Genomic DNA, 14,710 nt, shown 5'->3' on the forward strand with positions numbered 1-14,710 from the left:
TCCGCTCCCCGCCGAACGCATTCCGGGATATCGCGAAACACCTCCTGAACAGGCCTGTTTCGGGCTCGAAATGTCAGTGGTCGGGCGTTGAATGAGGGCATGCACCCGCTCCTGGACTCTCTCGATCAGCTGGTCACCGACCTCGATCGCGTGCTGTCCAGCGGAGGGTTGGCGGGGCAGACCGATGCCGGGCGGATGGAGGTGCTCCGCACCGCAGGAGAAGCACTGCGGCGGGTGGAGGCGGTGATCGTGGAGGCGGTTGCATCGACCGACCAGCGGTTCTCCGACGGCTTCGGGTGCCGCTCACTGAACGAACTGCTGCAGAGGGTGCTGCGGCTCGACGCGCCGGGGGCCTCGCGAGTCGTGAAGGCAGCCTCCGCCGTGCGTCGCGAGGTGTCGTTGTCGTCGGGGGAGCGACTGCCCGCTCGGTACCCCGCGCTGCGTGAGGCACTCCTCGACGGTGCGATCGGCGTGACCGGCGTCCTCGCGGCCACGACCCCGATCGATCAGGCGGGCGATCGCATCGGCGCCGCGGAGCGGCTGGTGGCCGACGCGGCACTGGCAGACATCGCCCGCGGCTGCCCCACTGCGGACGACATCGCGGATGCCGACTCCGCGCCGCCCGCGACACCCGACGACCTTCGTCAGTTCGCGCAGGTGCTGGCCATGACGCTCGATCCGGATGGCGCTGAGCCGTCCGACCTCCGGGCACAGCAGCAGCGGTTCGTGACGGTCGGGCGCCTCCGCGACGGGGTGCATCCGCTGCGAGGCAATCTGCTGCCGGATGCCGCGGCGCAGCTGCAGCTGATCCTCGACGCGCAGTGCAATCCGAAGACCGGCGGTCCGGTTCCGCCCGGGGTCGTCTTCCGAGGCTCCGAGGGAGAAGCGCCGAACGCTGAGCCGTGGAACACGGATCCGAGGCACGTGGTCGACGGGCGCTCCGCGGCGCAGAAGCGACATGATGCGCTGACCGCCGCGTTGGGGATCGCAGCGCGCCATGACGAGATGCCGAGCCTGGGCGGCGCCGCCCCGACTCTGGTCGTGCAGGTGGGGGCCGAAAGTGTGGCGACCGGCACGGGATGGGCCACGATCGCGAACACGCAGGCGCCGGTCCCTCTCGGAGTGGCCTCGCAGGTCGCGTGCGCGGGAGCGATCCAGCGTGTCCTCACCGACGAGGGGCGGATCATCGGCGTGACGGTCAGCGATCGGGTGTTCACCGTGCACCAGCGGCGCGCGATCGTCGCGCGCGACGGGGAGTGCCTGATTCCGGGGTGCCACGTTCCCGCGTCCTGGTGCGAGATCCACCACGTGGTCGAACATGCCCGGGGTGGCCCCACCCAGACCGACAACGGCGTGCCGTTGTGCTGGTGGCATCACCGTTCGCTGGAGACCTCCGGATGGGAGATCAGGATGAGCGAGGGGCTTCCGCAGATCCGCGGTCCCGCGTGGTGGGATCCGGGGCGTCGCTGGCGCGCTCCCCATCGTCCGGTTCTGTCGAGCGTTGCGGGGACATGCCTCGCGCAGTGACCGCTGTCCTTCGGTGATCGCCGTCTCTCAGTGATCGGCGTCGCGGAAGAACGCATTCCGGTATATCGCCAAATCCCTCATTTGGCACGCTTTATAGCAGTTATCCTTGCTGCATGTCAAGCTTTGAACTTCTTCCGAATGAGGGTGCCGCGACCGGCTTCGGCTACCGCGTCGACTACCGGCCCGCCTTCCCCATGGCCACCGTGGGTCTTGCCGCCGGCGCGTCGATGGCAGCCCAGGCCGGGGCGATGGTCTCGATGAGCGCGTCCGTCGAGCTCACCTCCAAGATGGAGGGCGGGATCATGGGGGCGATCAAGCGCTCCGCCGCCGGCCGCTCGGCGTTCGTCTCCACCTTCACCGCGGGATCGCAAGGCGGCGAGGTCGTCCTCGCACCGGCCACCCTCGGCGATGTCGTCCCTGTACGGCTCGACGGGGAGTACCTCATCGCGGCTTCCGGCTATCTGGCCAGCGAACCGGCGATCGACATCGACACCCGGTGGGGTGGCTCGGCGGGCTTCTTCGGTAGCAACAGCCTGTTCATCCTGCGTGCGAGCGGCTCCGGAGTGATGTTCCTCACGGCGTTCGGAGCGCTCCACCAGAAGCAGCTTGCCGCGGGCGAGGAGTACATCGTTGACACGGGGCACGTGGTGGCCTGGGACTCGACCCTGAAGTACAAGACCAAGAAGGCTGCGAGCAGCCTGTTCCGCTCGGTCACCTCGGCCGAAGGACTCGTCGCGCATTTCACGGGGCCGGGCGTCGTCCTGATGCAGACCCGGAACGTCGAGGCCTTCGCGGGTTCGCTGAGCCCCTTCATCGGTGCGTCCAGCGGCTCCGGCGGCGACACCGTCAGCATCTTCGGCTGACGCCACTCGCCGCTGAGCCCCGCGTCCCTCCTGTCGACCGAGTGTCGGGGGGAGGGACGCGCTGGTTCTCAGCGGAAGTTGACGAGGCCGGCGTGCGCGGCCGTGACCAGGATCTGCACCCGGTCGCGCAGGTGCCACTTCGACATCATGCGTCCGAGGTGGGCCTTCACCGTCCCCTCGGAGACGATCAGTGCTTTGGCGATCTCGGCGTTCGACATGCCCTTCGCGAGGCATTGGAGCACCTCCGCCTCCCTCTCGGTGAGCGGCTCGAGGGCATCCACATCGGCGGTCGCGGGGGTGGAGTCGCGGACGTGCTTGATGAGCATCGACGCGATCCGCGGGGAGAGCGAGCTCGCTCCGCTGTGCACCTCGCGCACCCCGATGACGATCTCTTCGGCGCTGGAGTCTTTGAGGAGGTAGCCGGAGGCGCCGGCGCTCAGCATGGGGAGGACCGTGTCACTCCCGTCCAGCGTCGTCACGGCGAGCACTCGGACGTGCGGCCAGCGTTCGGCGATCACACCCGTGGCCTCGATGCCGTCCATCTCGGGCATCTGCACGTCCATCATCACGACGTCGGGCTGCTCGCGCTCGACGGTGGCGATCGCCTCGAGCCCGTCCTCCGCCTGGGCGATGACGGTGATCTCGGGGTCACGGGAGACGAAGTGAGACAGCGCCGAGCGGACCAGCGGATCGTCGTCGACGATCAGGACACGGATTTCCTGCATAGAGGGAAGCCTAACGGCGTGAGCGGCTCGACGACCGCATGTAGACCTTTGGCTATAAAGGTCTGGACTTGAGGCAGATGTGCCCCGTGAAGATCACCGAGAAGATGAATACAGACATCGACGAACGACTACATGATGGAGGTGAACACGATGACTTTCTGGCAGCAGGTGGGCAAGTTCTTTGGTCTCCACAACTAAGATAGTTGGCAAATAGGAGATAGTGAAGCATGGCCTTCGACCAATCGACACGGGAAACTGCGGACACGCTCCGCCTGACCCGAGGCGAGAAGCTCAGCGCAATCGAACGCATCGTCGTTCTGGTGATCCTCGGGATCACCGTCGCTGCAGATCTCATCGGCTTCTTCACCACACCGGGTGTGAACCCGGTCGCGCTTCTCCTGAGCATCGCGACCACGTCTGTGTTCGCGCTATACCTCTGGAAGCCGCTCATCGCGACATGCGCCCTCGGCGTTGTGTTCGCGCTTTCCTTCCTCCCCGGATCAGAACTCCAGGTCCTCACCGCGGCTGCAGTCGCGGCCAGCTTGGTCATGAGGCTGGGGTGGACTTCGCTGATCCTCTCGTATACCGGCGCGTTCTTGGTCGCCGCGGCAATCGTCCCGTTTGCCGCTGAGCCAGGCGTGACCGTCAATGTTGGTCTCTATCTCGTCTTCGCCACGGTGGCCGGAGCCGTCGGGTTCGCCCTTCGGCTCGCGTTCGCCCGTGGCAGCCGCCTCGAGCGCGAACTCCAGGCGGCGGCCGAACAGGAGCGCCAAGCAGTACTCGCCGAGCGGCGCTGGATCGCCGGTGAGTTGCATGACAGCATCGCTCACCACCTCACGGTGGTGTCGTTGCACGTGCAGATGCTCGAAGACCCCCAGACAAGTACAGATTCGCAAGAGGCGATTCGCGTCGCCGCACGCAAGGCGATGACCGATCTCCGATTCGTGATCGAGCTCGCCGACGACGCGCCGCAATCCTCGAGCGTGCAGACCGGTGACCTCGCTGCGGCGATCGACGAGGCCCAAGAAGAGTTCGAGGCTGCAGGTCACTCCGTGGACCGCGTGGGAGATCCTCGTGACGAGCGCATCCCTCGTGCGGTCGAGATCGTCCTCGCGCGCATCACGCGCGAGTCCGCCACGAACATCCTCAAGTACGCCGGCCCCGGCGAAGTGCAGATGCACCTCGCGGTCGACGACGAGGTCGCGCATCTCATCCTCCGGAGTCCTCTCCCGACCACCCCGCGCCGGGAGCTCTCCTCGAGCCGTACGGGCCTCACCCGCATGGCGGAGCGTGTGATGGGAGCGAGCGGACAGTTCAGTGCCGGCGAAGAGGAAGGATTCTGGGTCGTGTCGGCCCGCCTTCCGGTCGTCTGATGCTCTAGAGTGTGTGAGCACGCTTCGTCGATGACCGCAAAATCTGGACAAAAGTCTAGATAAACCTCGACGTTCGGCCCTACGTTTCGGGTTGAGTCTCTCCGTATTCTGGAGGCTCCCCAGATAAAGCGTCCCCAGCGCTGCGATCGCGAGCGCGGTCTTTCTGGCTTCTGAAACACTTTGCGCGCTCGCGATCGCCATCTGCGTTAACGGGCGATTTTCCGGCCCCGTTCTGGCCCCGGGCTACGCGCCCACCGCTCGCATGTAGTGCCCATCGGTGGAGATTCCCGACGCGGCGACGGTGAAACGCACGACCTCGCTCAGGTAGCGGTCCTCCGACGCCTCGAAGATCCGTCCCTCCGCGTCGCGCGAGGTGCGGGTGAGGCGCAGGATCGGCGTGCCGCGCGGTACGCGCAGGAGTGCGGCATCCTGGTCATCCGCTGCGACCGCGTCGATCACGTGCTCCAGGGTGACGATGGGGTGTCCCACCGACGACAGATACTCGGTGATCGAGACCTCATCCAGGTTCACCTCGAACAGGTGACGCCCCGCGACCTCGGTGTAGTTGAGGCGCTCGAGCATGGTCGGGCGTCCGTCGAGGAAGCGCAGCCGTACGACGCTCACGATGGTGTCGCTCTCGTCGACGCCGAGCGCCGCCCCCAGGGTACCGGCGCGCCGCAGGCTCAGCTCCTGGGTCTGGGCGCCGGGCGAGACCCCGAGTTCGCGCGCCCAACGTGTGAACGGCACCGACACGTCCACCGCCTGATTGGCCTTGCGCGCCACCACGCGCGCGGGGCGGCCGCGCGTCGTCTCGATCAGGCCCTCTGCGCGCAGAGCCGCCAACGCATTGCGGATCGGGCCGCGCGAGGTCTGCCACCTCTGCGCGAGCTCCGCCTCGGTCGGGACGTCGTCTCCTGGGCGCAACCCGCCGTCGGCGATCCGAGCGCGGAGGTCGTCAGCGATCTGGGTGTACACAGCTTCAGCCACATAGGTACATTACTTCGTCATGCCCGCTCGCGCGATCGCGTTCCAGGAGCGTTCATCCAGGCGAATGGCCGGTAAACGAGTTCTGAACTCTTCCGAGTTAGGTACATATCTCGGTGCGGCACCTGTCAGAGTCTTCCGTGGATCACCCCTCCCACTCTGAAAGGTCCTCATGAAGCTTCGCGCTCTCCCCGCCCTCGCCGGTGTCGCGATCCTCGCGCTCGGTCTCGCCGCCTGTTCGGGCTCGGCTGAGGCGACCGGTGCCTCGGGCGCCGACGGGTCGTCCTCTGCGAGCGGATTCGCGGTCGACGAGAACACGCTCGTCTTCGGCGTCGTGCCCGACTCGGTCGACACCGAGACCAACTACCAGCCGCTGATGGACTACATCGCCGACCTCACGGGCAAGTCCGTCGAGTACCACGAGTCGACCGACTACGCCGCGCTCATCGAGGCGGCCGTGGCCGGCAAGGTCGATGTGGCGTCGTTCTCGGGCTTCACCTACGTCACCGCCACCAACAACGGCGCCAAGCTCACTCCCATCTCCTCGATCGTGACCGAAGAAGGCCAGGAGCCGGGCTACTACTCGCAGGCGATCGTCCCCGCAGACAGTGACATCACGAGCATCGACGGCTTCAAGGGCAAGAAGGTCTGCTTCGTCGACCCGTCCTCGACCTCGGGCTACCTGTTCCCGTCGTACAACCTGCTCGAGGCCGGCATCGACCCGAAGACCGACATCACCCCGGTCTTCGCCGGCAAGCACGACGTCAGCGTCACCAAGGTCGGCGAGGGCGTCGAGTGCGAGGCGGGCTTCGCCGAGGACTCCGAAGTCGAGAAGTCGGACAAGGTGAAGGTCATCGACGAGACCATGGTGCCCGGTGCACCACTCGTCTACTCGTCCACGCTCCCCGACGACGTCTCGAAGAAGCTCATCGACGGACTCTCCGAGATCACGATCGACGACATCATCGCCGCAGGCATCGACAGCGCCGACACCGACTCCTTCCGCAGTGTGTTCTACGCCACGAAGCCGGTCGACGACGCGTACTACGACCTGATCCGCGACATCTGCAAGGAGACCGAAGCGGAGCAGTGCAAGGCCTGAGCCCGGCCTGACCACCTCGCCTCATCGGCGCCCTCCGTCCCGTCCGCCTCGCACGGACGAGACGGAGGGCACCACCGCACGACTCACCACACCACAGGAGCCACGACATGACCGCCTCGGCATCCGACGCCCTCATCCGCCTCGATGGCGTGACGAAGACCTTCGGGACGACCACTGCATTGAAGGACGCCTCCCTGGAGGTGTCCCGCGGCGAGATCGTCGTGCTTCTCGGGCTCTCCGGCTCGGGCAAGTCGACCCTGCTGCGCCACCTCGACGGCCTCGAGATCCCCACCTCGGGCTCGGTCGAGGTGTTGGGAGCCGAGGTTCCCTCGCTCAAGGGCCGGGCGCTGCGCGACCTCCGCAGCCGCGTGGGCTTCATCTTCCAGCAGTTCGAGCTCGTGCCCTCGCTCACGGTGCTCGAGAACGTCCTCACCGGTTCGCTCTCCGACCTGCGCGGACCGCGCCTCGGGCTCTGGGGGTACTCGCGAGCCGCGAAGGTCACCGCGCTCGAGCACCTCGATCGGGTCGGGCTGCTCGACCGCGCCTACCAGCGCAGCGACACCCTCTCGGGGGGACAGCAGCAGCGCGTGGCCATCGCCCGTGCCCTCATGCAGAAGCCCGACATCCTGCTCGCCGACGAACCGGTCGCCTCGCTCGACCCGGAGTCGAGTGAACAGGTGATGGCACTGATCCGCGAGATCGCCGCCGACGAGGGACTCACCGTCGTGTGCAGCCTGCACCAGGTCGACCTCGCGATCAGCTGGGCCGACCGCATCGTCGGACTCCGCCACGGCGAGGTCGTGCTCGACACCCCGACCGGTGACCTCACCAAGGCCGAGGTCATGGAGATCTATGGCCGCGTCGCCACCACGACCGCCGAGATCCGTGCCGTCCAGGAAGAACTCGTCGAGGCGGCGGCGCAGGTGGCCGCATCATGACGGCTCTCGATGCGTCGACGGACTCCTCGACGCGGGGCGGCGGCGCGGCTCCTCGGCAGGCGGGACAGGTGAGGGAGCGCGCCCCGAAGCGGGTGATCTCCCCGGAACGCATCGCCGCATCCCTCACCCTTGTCGCGCTCCTGGTCCTCGGTATCCTCGCCGTCCGTGACGTCGACATCTCGATCCCCGCCATGGTGCAGAGCTGGGGCAACGCCGAGAACTTCATGGCCCGCATCGGCGGACTCACGTTCCCCGCGCCCGGGGATCTCGTCTGGCTGATCGCACTCACCGTCGGTCTCGTGCTCGTCGGAACCCTGCTGGCCGCGGTTCTCTCGGTGCCGATCGCCTACCTCGCCGCGTCCAACACGACTCCGGGCAACGGCTGGCGTGCCGCCGCTCGATTCATCGGCGTGCTCACCCGTGCGCTCCCCGATGTGGTCCTCGCGATGGCGTTCGTGCTGATGTTCTCGCTCGGCACCCTTCCCGGCATCCTCGCCATCGGCATCCACTCGATCGGCATGATCTCGAAGATGTTCGCCGATGCGATCGAGCAGATCGACGAGGGTCCCCGTCTCGCGATCCGTGCCGCGGGCGGTTCGAAGATGCAGGAGTTCTCGGCGGGGATCCTCCCGCAGGTGCTGCCCAGCTGGGTGGCAACTGTGCTGCATCGCAACGACATCAACCTGCGAAGCAGCGTCGTGCTCGGCTACGTCGGGGTGGCCGGTCTGGGCCTGGAGATGTCGTACGCCTTCAAGTCGCTGAACTACGGCAAGGGCCTCGGCATCGCGCTGGTCATCTTCCTCCTGTGCATCGCGATGGAGGTCATCTCGAGCATGGTTCGCGGCGCGATGCTGGGCGAGCAGAAGCACACCCGCTCGTGGATCGACCGGATCCTCCACCCGCGCCTCGGAGCGAACACCGCAGCCGCGCCGGTCGGTCGCCCTGCTTGGGCCACGAGCCCCGAGACCGCCGTGCGTCGCCCCTGGACCTCCCGACGCGTGCGCCACACCGTCGCCGGCGTCGTGGCGGTGCTCGTCGTCATCGGCAGCATCGTGGTCAGCCAGATCAACTGGATGGACCTCATCACCTTCTGGGCCAAGCTGCCCGAGGTCGCCGCGCTGTTCTGGCCGCCCTCCTTCGGGAACTACGACGCGAGCGCCATGTTCGAGGCGATGCGGGAGACGGTCGCGATCGCGCTCGCCGCCACGGTGCTCACCCTCCTCCCTTCGCTCGTGCTCGGCTCGCTCGCCGCCCGCAACGTCGCGCCGAACTCCGGAGCACGGGGGACGGCACGACTCCTGCTCGTCGGCATCCGCGGCATCCCGGAGCTGATCCTGGCGATCGTGCTCGTCGTGATCACGGGACTCGGCGCGCAGGCCGGCGTCATCGCCCTCGCGATCGGCGGGATCGGGCTCCTCGGCAAGCTCATCGCCGACTCGTTCGAAGAGGTGGATCGCGGCCCCGAGCGCGCGCTCCGGGCCGTCGGGGCGACGCGTCTGCAGACCTACGCCTCGGCCACGGTGCCGCAGGGGACCCAGGCGCTGATCGGTCACAGCTTCTACATGCTCGACACGAACATCCGTGCGGCGACCATCCTCGGGATCGTCGGTGGCGGTGGGGTCGGCTACTACCTGCTCAACGCGAGCCAGGGTTCGCGCTACGAGACCGTGACGGCGATCGTGCTGATGATCCTCGCCACCGTGCTCGTCGTCGAAGGCCTCGCCATGTGGATGCGGAAGGTGTTCCGATGAACCCGGATCGCTCCGCGGACTCTGCGGACGTCGTGGTGGTCGGGGCCGGGATCGTCGGTCTCGGCGCGGCCTACGCGGCGGTCCGTCGCGGGCTGCGGGTGATCGTGGTCGACCGCACCGATGCACCGGTCGGCGCCACGATCCGCAACTTCGGGCACCTCTGCATCGGAGCGCAGGGCGGCGAGGCCCGGCGGTATGCCGACACCTCGCGCGAGCTGTGGCTGCGTCTCTCCCAGGACGCGGGCTTCTGGCTGCGCGAGTCGGGAACGCTGGTCGCCGCCCGCCACGACGACGAGATCGCGGTGCTCGAGGCGGCCGCTCACGACGGCGGGATCCGGATGCTCGAGGCCGACGATCTCCTGCAACTCGCACCGCTGCGCGCCCAGGGCCTGGTCGGCGGCGCACACATCGAGAGCGACCTGCAGACCGATCCGCGCACGGCGGCGTCTGCGATCGTCCGCCACCTCGCAGCCCTCGGCGTGGACTTCCGCTTCCGCACCGGCGTGACCGGAGTCGGGCGCGGCCGGGTCGACACCACCCGCGGACCCCTCACCTGCGGCAGCGTGGTCGTCGCCGTGAACCACGACATCGACCAGCTGCTGCCCGAAGTGGCCGAACGACACGGGATCGTCCGCTGCGCCCTCGACATGGTGCGAGCGGCCGTGTCGTTCCGGCATCCGCTCGCGGCGCCCTTGCTCACCGGATGGTCGCTCGTGCGGTACGGGCGCTTCTCCGACGGACCGGAGGCCGCCGTGCTGCGCGAACGTCTCCACGCCGAACGGCCTGATCTCGCCGCGCTCGACCTGAACCAGATGTACACACAGCTCCCCGACGGCACGCTCATCATCGGGGACTCGCACGCGACCGCCGCGGCTCCCTCGCCGTTCCAGCCCGAGGCCGCCTTCACCGCGTTCCTCACCGAGGCGGAAGCGCTGTTCGATGCGCCGGCGCCGCGGGTGATCGAACGCTGGCAGGGCGTGTACGCCAAGGGGAGGCAGGAGTTCCTGATCGATCGGGGCGACGACGGTGTGCTCGTGCTCGCCGCCACGACCGGGATCGGGATGACCACGGGCCTGGGTCTCGCGGAACACAATCTCACCGCCGCCTTCGGATGGGCGGCAGCAAGGGAAGGAACAACATGACCACTCCCCTCGAACTCGTCGTCCTCGACATGGCGGGAACCACGGTGCTCGACGACGGCGTCGTGGAGCAGGCGTTCCAGCGCGCGGCCGAGCGCACGGGCGTCGCGGATCGGATGCCGTGGGCGGAGGCACTCGACCACGTGCGTGCGACGATGGGGCAGTCGAAGATCGACGTCTTCACGTACCTCTCCGGCGGCGATGCCGATGCCGCGGCACGGGCGACCGCGGCCTTCGAGGGCGCTTACGCCGAGATCATCACCGAGCAGGGCGTCTCCGAGATCCCCGGTGCGGCGGACGCCATCCAGAGCCTCAAAGACGCCGGCCTGCGGGTCGCGCTGACCACGGGCTTCGCTCCGATCACCCGAGAGGCCCTGCTCGACGGTCTCGGTTGGCGCGGCCTCGTCGACCTCGCGCTGTCGCCGATCGATGCCGGACGCGGTCGCCCCGCTCCCGACCTCGTGCTCACGGCGCTGCTGCGCACGCAGACCTCGTCGGTCTCCGCGGTCGCCGTCGCGGGCGACACCGTCAGCGATGTCGAGTCCGGACGCCGGGCCGGCGCCGGCTTCGTCGCCGGCGTGCTGACCGGTGCCCATGATCGGCCGGCCTTGAGCGCAGCGGGCGCCGATGCCGTGCTCGCCGACGTCACCGCGTTGCGCGGAGTGCTCGCCCAGCGCGAGCTGCTTCCGCTCGTCACGACCTCCTGAGAGACCGTGACATGGGAACGCTGCTGATCCGTCCTCCCGGGCACCGCAGAGACGTCGCGCTGCGCCCGGCGGCGACCGCGATGGTCTGGATCGGCGCCGGACACCCGCACGAGACGATCGCGGTGCCGGGAGTGGCGCTCGCCGATGGCGACGTGCTGGTCGCGGTCGAGATGTCGACCATCTGCGGCTCCGATGTCCACACCGTGCAGGGGCGCCGCTCCGCCCCGGTGCCGCTGGTGCTCGGGCACGAGAGCGTCGGGCGTGTGATCGCGACCGGCGACGCCGGGGCGAGCGGGGTCGACGGCACCCCGCTGCGCATCGGCGATCGCGTGGTGTGGTCGGTGACCGTCTCCTGTGGGAGCTGCGACCGCTGCCTGCGCGGGATACCGCAGAAGTGCCGCGACCTCGGCAAGTACGGTCACGACCGGGTCGGTGTCCACGGCGACCTCACCGGCGCCTTCGCGAGTCACGTGCAGCTGCGCACCGGCACCGCGATCGTCCGCGTGCCGGAGGCACTCCCCGCCGCAGTGCTCGCTCCCGCCTCGTGCGCCACGGCGACCGCCTGGGCAGCGGTGGCCAGGGCTGCCCAGGGACGGGACCTCGACGGCGCCGCCGTGCGGATCCACGGCGCGGGATTGGTCGGGCTGTCCGCCGCGGCCATCGCCGTCGAACAGGGCGCGACGGTGGAGGTGCTCGACCCGAACCCGGAGCGCAGGGCGCTCGCGACACGATTCGGCGCGACCGTCGTGGACCGCGAGCCCGATGTCGTGATCGAGGCGTCCGGTCACGCGGTCCGCGACGCGCTCGAAGGCGTGGCGGTCGGCGGCACGGTCGTGCTCGTCGGCAGCGTCTTCCCCGCGGACCCGGTACCTTTCGACGCCGAGAGCATCGTGCGGCGCCTCGTGACGGTCGCCGGTGTCCACAACTACACGGGTGCCGAGCTGGCGGAGGCGGTCGGCTTCCTGGCCGGACGCGGTCGCGCGTATCCCTTCGGTGACGCCGTCGGCGCGGTCCGCGGGCTCCTCGAGATCGACAGGGCCTTGGAGGAGGCAGCCGAGCCAGGGGCGCCGCTGCGGATCGGGCTGGTCCCGGGGCGCTGACCCCCCGGCGCGCTGACCCCCCCCCGGCGCGCCGGCCTCCTGCGCGCCGGCCTCGTGGACCTGGGCTCAGCGGGAGATGCTCTCCACGGTCTTGCCCGTCGTGGCCGCCGAGAGCGATCGGGCGATGTCCGCCTGGCTCACGATGCCGACCAGGCGGCGGTCCGCGATCACGGGCAGACGGCGCACCTGGTTCTCCTGCATGCGCTCCAGGGCCACGCGGATGTCGTCGTCCGCGCCCACCGTGACGGGTTTCCCCTTCGCGAGCGCTTCGACCGGTGTCGTCTCGGGATCCATCCCCAGAGCGACCGCACCGACCACGATGTCGCGATCGGTGAGCATGCCCTTGAGGCGGCTGTCCTCTCCGCAGATCGGCAGCGCGCCGACGTCGAGCTCGGCCATGACGGATGCGGCGATGCGGAGCGAATCGTTCACGCCGATGCAGCGCGGACTCGGCGTCATGAGGTCGCGCGTGGTGGTCATCGCTCTTCGCTCTCGTCGTAGTCGGGACGCGGCGGCTGCAGCGGCTGATCGGAGTACTCCCCGCCCGCGCGCCCCCCGTACGGACGTCCGTGGTCGGCGAACTCGTCGCGTGCGAACACGAACGTCCAGGGCCCCGCCGTGAAGTGCGCGCCCGTGCGCAGCGTCTCGGAGGACTCGTCGGTGTGAGTCGCGTCCACACCCAGGCTCGCGTTGGTCTCGCCCTCGCCGTTCAAGGTCAGCACGTACTCGTCGCGGTCGTCGTGCGTGATGGTCGCGTGCACGGGGTCGGTCTCGGGGAGGCGCAGTTCGTTGCCCTCGGCCGACCCGATCCGCACCACGTCGGCCTCGAGCGCGAATTCGGTGCGTTCGTCGTCTCGGCTGATGCGCAATCGAGGGTTCCCCGCGCCCCATTCGGCATGCGTGGTCGTGGGGGTGTATCCGTCATCCGGGCGGTCGTCGATGTGTCGGTCGTTCATGGCAGTCCTCCTCGAATCGCGTGTCCCGAGGCTAGGGTCCTGCCGTCGCTCCGCCGAAGGGGGTTGACTTCGGTGCAGCGAGTCGCCAGCGCGCGGTCGACCGCACTCGGAGGCGATAACCTTCTCCCGAGTACGGGAGAATGAGGTGAGCCGTCGTCTCGGCCCGGCAGCGACCAAGGAGCACCACCCATGGGTAAATTCGTCTACGAAGGCGGCGTGAAGACCGAGATCGAGGATCGCGCCCTCACCCACCTTCAGCTCGTCATCACCGCGAAGCTGCGCCGCGGGGAGCCCTTCCCGTTCAGCTGGCGTGAGGATGCGAGCGTCGGCGGCGGGCGCACCACGGTGTGGATCCAGCCGGGGAGCTCGCTCGTCTTCAAGTACTTCGGCAGCCGTCAGCCGTCCATCAACCGGGCGTGGATCGAGGCACTCGCCTTCACCGCGAACGCGCCGAGCGGGCTGTACCTCGTGCCCGAACCCGCCGAGGCCGGCGACGAGCCCGGTGCCGGCGAGGTTCCGGTCACCCCTCCGCTCTGAGCCGGGACCGCGGCTCCGAGCCCGGGATGTCAAGCCCCTGACCACGGGCGGGCAAGGGTGGAAGTGTGGGCCTCATTCGACGAGACGAGGAGGATCGGCCATGACCGACGACACCACCGACCCCCGGCACGCGCACCGCGAAGAGGGCTTTCCCGACCAGCACCAGGACCAGCCGGGGCTGACCGAGCGGACGCGCCCCGAACCGGACCACGGCGAAGGAACCTACGTCGGCCACGGGCGCCTGGATGGTCGCCGTGCTCTCATCACGGGCGGTGACTCCGGGATCGGTCGGGCCGTCGCGATCGCCTTCGCCCGGGAGGGCGCCGACATCGCGATCGCGCACCTGCCCGAGGAGCAGGACGACGCGGAGGACACGCTCGCCCTCGTCCGCGAGACGGGGCGCACGGGTGTGGGCTTCGCAGGCGACCTGCGAGAAGAGGCTTTCGCGACCGACATCGTCGCCCGCACGCGGAGCGAGTTGGGTGGGCTCGACGTGCTCGTGCTCAACGCGGGCTATCAGCACGACATCGACGACTTCGGGAGTCTGGAGACGGACCGCATGCGTCGGGTGTTCGACACGAACCTGGCGGGCATGCTGTTCTCGGCGCGGGCGGCCTACCCCGACCTCCAGCCCGGAGCGAGCATCATCGTGACGGCTTCCATCCAGGCCTACAACCCCTCACCGGGATTGATCGACTACGCCATGACCAAGGCGGCGCAGATCGCGTTCGTCAAGGCGCTCGCCGAGGAGGCGGGACCCCGCGGGATCCGGGTCAACGCTGTCGCGCCGGGACCGGTCTGGACACCCCTGATCCCCGCGACCGGATGGGATGCCGAGCGGCTGGCGACCTTCGGTGCCGACACTCCGCTGGGGCGGGCGGGTCAGCCGGCGGAACTGGCCGGCGCCTACGTGTACCTGGCATCGGCGGAATCCTCGTACACGTCCGGCTCGGTCATCGCGGTCACCGGCGGCAAGGGCCTCTGACACGTGCTCAGGCGGCGGCACCG

At 68.8% G+C, this 14,710-nt stretch carries 15 protein-coding genes; 11 read left to right on the forward strand and 4 right to left on the reverse strand.

Annotated elements, in window-relative coordinates:
• Nucleotides 1–99: 99 nt before the first annotated feature.
• Both KV397_RS02985 and KV397_RS02990 read left to right on the forward strand, forming a co-directional pair.
• The gene (locus KV397_RS02985) at nucleotides 100–1,527 is read left to right on the forward strand and encodes an HNH endonuclease signature motif containing protein (protein ID WP_261812142.1); all 1,428 of its coding nucleotides are present in this window, start codon (nucleotides 100–102) and stop codon (nucleotides 1,525–1,527) included.
• A gap of 113 nt (nucleotides 1,528–1,640) precedes the next feature.
• Nucleotides 1,641–2,390 (forward strand): TIGR00266 family protein, encoded by a 750-nt coding sequence (locus tag KV397_RS02990; RefSeq protein ID WP_134352147.1) that lies wholly within the window; start codon nucleotides 1,641–1,643, stop codon nucleotides 2,388–2,390.
• 68 nt (nucleotides 2,391–2,458) lie between these two features.
• Here KV397_RS02990 and KV397_RS02995 read toward each other — a convergent pair whose 3' ends face one another.
• Entirely contained in the window at nucleotides 2,459–3,115 is a 657-nt protein-coding gene (locus KV397_RS02995) for a response regulator (protein ID WP_227991794.1), read from the reverse strand.
• A 227-nt stretch (nucleotides 3,116–3,342) separates the two neighbouring features.
• Between KV397_RS02995 and KV397_RS03000 the strand changes: the two genes are divergently transcribed.
• Complete coding sequence (locus tag KV397_RS03000) at nucleotides 3,343–4,488, forward strand: sensor histidine kinase (protein WP_131494250.1); 1,146 nt, start codon at nucleotides 3,343–3,345, stop codon at nucleotides 4,486–4,488.
• A 243-nt stretch (nucleotides 4,489–4,731) separates the two neighbouring features.
• Here KV397_RS03000 and KV397_RS03005 read toward each other — a convergent pair whose 3' ends face one another.
• The gene (locus KV397_RS03005; RefSeq protein ID WP_227991793.1) at nucleotides 4,732–5,475 is read right to left on the reverse strand and encodes a GntR family transcriptional regulator; all 744 of its coding nucleotides are present in this window, start codon (nucleotides 5,473–5,475) and stop codon (nucleotides 4,732–4,734) included.
• Between the two features lie 169 nt (nucleotides 5,476–5,644).
• On the opposite strand from KV397_RS03005, the gene KV397_RS03010 reads away from it, so the two are divergent.
• The 6 genes from KV397_RS03010 (at nucleotide 5,645) to KV397_RS03035 (ending at nucleotide 12,209) form a co-directional block, all read left to right on the forward strand.
• On the forward strand, nucleotides 5,645–6,574 hold the full coding sequence (locus KV397_RS03010; RefSeq protein ID WP_047524604.1) for a phosphate/phosphite/phosphonate ABC transporter substrate-binding protein: 930 nt from the start codon (nucleotides 5,645–5,647) through the stop codon (nucleotides 6,572–6,574).
• Nucleotides 6,575–6,681: 107 nt separating this feature from the next.
• On the forward strand, nucleotides 6,682–7,512 hold the full coding sequence (gene phnC, locus KV397_RS03015; protein WP_047524603.1) for a phosphonate ABC transporter ATP-binding protein: 831 nt from the start codon (nucleotides 6,682–6,684) through the stop codon (nucleotides 7,510–7,512).
• Nucleotides 7,509–9,263, forward strand: a complete 1,755-nt coding sequence (gene phnE / locus KV397_RS03020) for a phosphonate ABC transporter, permease protein PhnE (RefSeq protein WP_261812143.1) — start codon at nucleotides 7,509–7,511, stop codon at nucleotides 9,261–9,263. Before phnC ends, phnE begins: the two co-directional genes overlap by 4 nt.
• Nucleotides 9,260–10,405, forward strand: a complete 1,146-nt coding sequence (locus tag KV397_RS03025; protein ID WP_248570226.1) for a TIGR03364 family FAD-dependent oxidoreductase — start codon at nucleotides 9,260–9,262, stop codon at nucleotides 10,403–10,405. Before phnE ends, KV397_RS03025 begins: the two co-directional genes overlap by 4 nt.
• Entirely contained in the window at nucleotides 10,402–11,109 is a 708-nt protein-coding gene (locus KV397_RS03030; RefSeq protein WP_261812144.1) for a phosphonatase-like hydrolase, read from the forward strand. Before KV397_RS03025 ends, KV397_RS03030 begins: the two co-directional genes overlap by 4 nt.
• 11 nt (nucleotides 11,110–11,120) lie before the next feature.
• Nucleotides 11,121–12,209: an alcohol dehydrogenase catalytic domain-containing protein gene (locus KV397_RS03035; RefSeq protein ID WP_153242862.1), complete on the forward strand. Its 1,089-nt coding sequence runs from the start codon at nucleotides 11,121–11,123 to the stop codon at nucleotides 12,207–12,209.
• A gap of 66 nt (nucleotides 12,210–12,275) precedes the next feature.
• Here KV397_RS03035 and KV397_RS03040 read toward each other — a convergent pair whose 3' ends face one another.
• Nucleotides 12,276–12,689, reverse strand: coding sequence for a CBS domain-containing protein (locus tag KV397_RS03040; RefSeq protein ID WP_131494260.1), 414 nt, complete (start codon nucleotides 12,687–12,689; stop codon nucleotides 12,276–12,278).
• Nucleotides 12,686–13,165 carry an FHA domain-containing protein gene (locus KV397_RS03045; RefSeq protein WP_047524595.1) on the reverse strand — a complete coding sequence of 160 codons (480 nt, stop codon included), beginning with the start codon at nucleotides 13,163–13,165 and terminating at the stop codon, nucleotides 12,686–12,688. Before KV397_RS03045 ends, KV397_RS03040 begins: the two co-directional genes overlap by 4 nt.
• A 189-nt stretch (nucleotides 13,166–13,354) precedes the next feature.
• Between KV397_RS03045 and KV397_RS03050 the strand changes: the two genes are divergently transcribed.
• Together KV397_RS03050 and KV397_RS03055 are read left to right on the forward strand one after the other, a co-directional pair.
• Nucleotides 13,355–13,702, forward strand: a complete 348-nt coding sequence (locus KV397_RS03050; protein ID WP_021201203.1) for a DUF7882 family protein — start codon at nucleotides 13,355–13,357, stop codon at nucleotides 13,700–13,702.
• A 100-nt stretch (nucleotides 13,703–13,802) separates the two neighbouring features.
• Nucleotides 13,803–14,687 (forward strand): SDR family oxidoreductase, encoded by an 885-nt coding sequence (locus tag KV397_RS03055; protein WP_131494262.1) that lies wholly within the window; start codon nucleotides 13,803–13,805, stop codon nucleotides 14,685–14,687.
• Nucleotides 14,688–14,710: the final 23 nt, after the last annotated feature.

This window comes from Microbacterium aurugineum (assembly GCF_023101205.1).
Lineage (GTDB): Bacteria > Actinomycetota > Actinomycetes > Actinomycetales > Microbacteriaceae > Microbacterium > Microbacterium aurugineum.

Coding starts and splice junctions, on each gene's coding strand:
- KV397_RS03030 (WP_261812144.1), top strand. CDS start 10,402: ATGACCACTCCCCTCGAACTCGTCGTCCTCGACATGGCGGGAACCACG.
- KV397_RS03035 (WP_153242862.1), top strand. CDS start 11,121: ATGGGAACGCTGCTGATCCGTCCTCCCGGGCACCGCAGAGACGTCGCG.
- KV397_RS03040 (WP_131494260.1), bottom strand. CDS start 12,689: ATGACCACCACGCGCGACCTCATGACGCCGAGTCCGCGCTGCATCGGC.
- KV397_RS02990 (WP_134352147.1), top strand. CDS start 1,641: ATGTCAAGCTTTGAACTTCTTCCGAATGAGGGTGCCGCGACCGGCTTC.
- KV397_RS03050 (WP_021201203.1), top strand. CDS start 13,355: ATGGGTAAATTCGTCTACGAAGGCGGCGTGAAGACCGAGATCGAGGAT.
- KV397_RS03025 (WP_248570226.1), top strand. CDS start 9,260: ATGAACCCGGATCGCTCCGCGGACTCTGCGGACGTCGTGGTGGTCGGG.
- KV397_RS03010 (WP_047524604.1), top strand. CDS start 5,645: ATGAAGCTTCGCGCTCTCCCCGCCCTCGCCGGTGTCGCGATCCTCGCG.
- KV397_RS02985 (WP_261812142.1), top strand. CDS start 100: ATGCACCCGCTCCTGGACTCTCTCGATCAGCTGGTCACCGACCTCGAT.
- phnC (WP_047524603.1), top strand. CDS start 6,682: ATGACCGCCTCGGCATCCGACGCCCTCATCCGCCTCGATGGCGTGACG.
- KV397_RS03000 (WP_131494250.1), top strand. CDS start 3,343: ATGGCCTTCGACCAATCGACACGGGAAACTGCGGACACGCTCCGCCTG.
- phnE (WP_261812143.1), top strand. CDS start 7,509: ATGACGGCTCTCGATGCGTCGACGGACTCCTCGACGCGGGGCGGCGGC.
- KV397_RS03045 (WP_047524595.1), bottom strand. CDS start 13,165: ATGAACGACCGACACATCGACGACCGCCCGGATGACGGATACACCCCC.
- KV397_RS03055 (WP_131494262.1), top strand. CDS start 13,803: ATGACCGACGACACCACCGACCCCCGGCACGCGCACCGCGAAGAGGGC.
- KV397_RS02995 (WP_227991794.1), bottom strand. CDS start 3,115: ATGCAGGAAATCCGTGTCCTGATCGTCGACGACGATCCGCTGGTCCGC.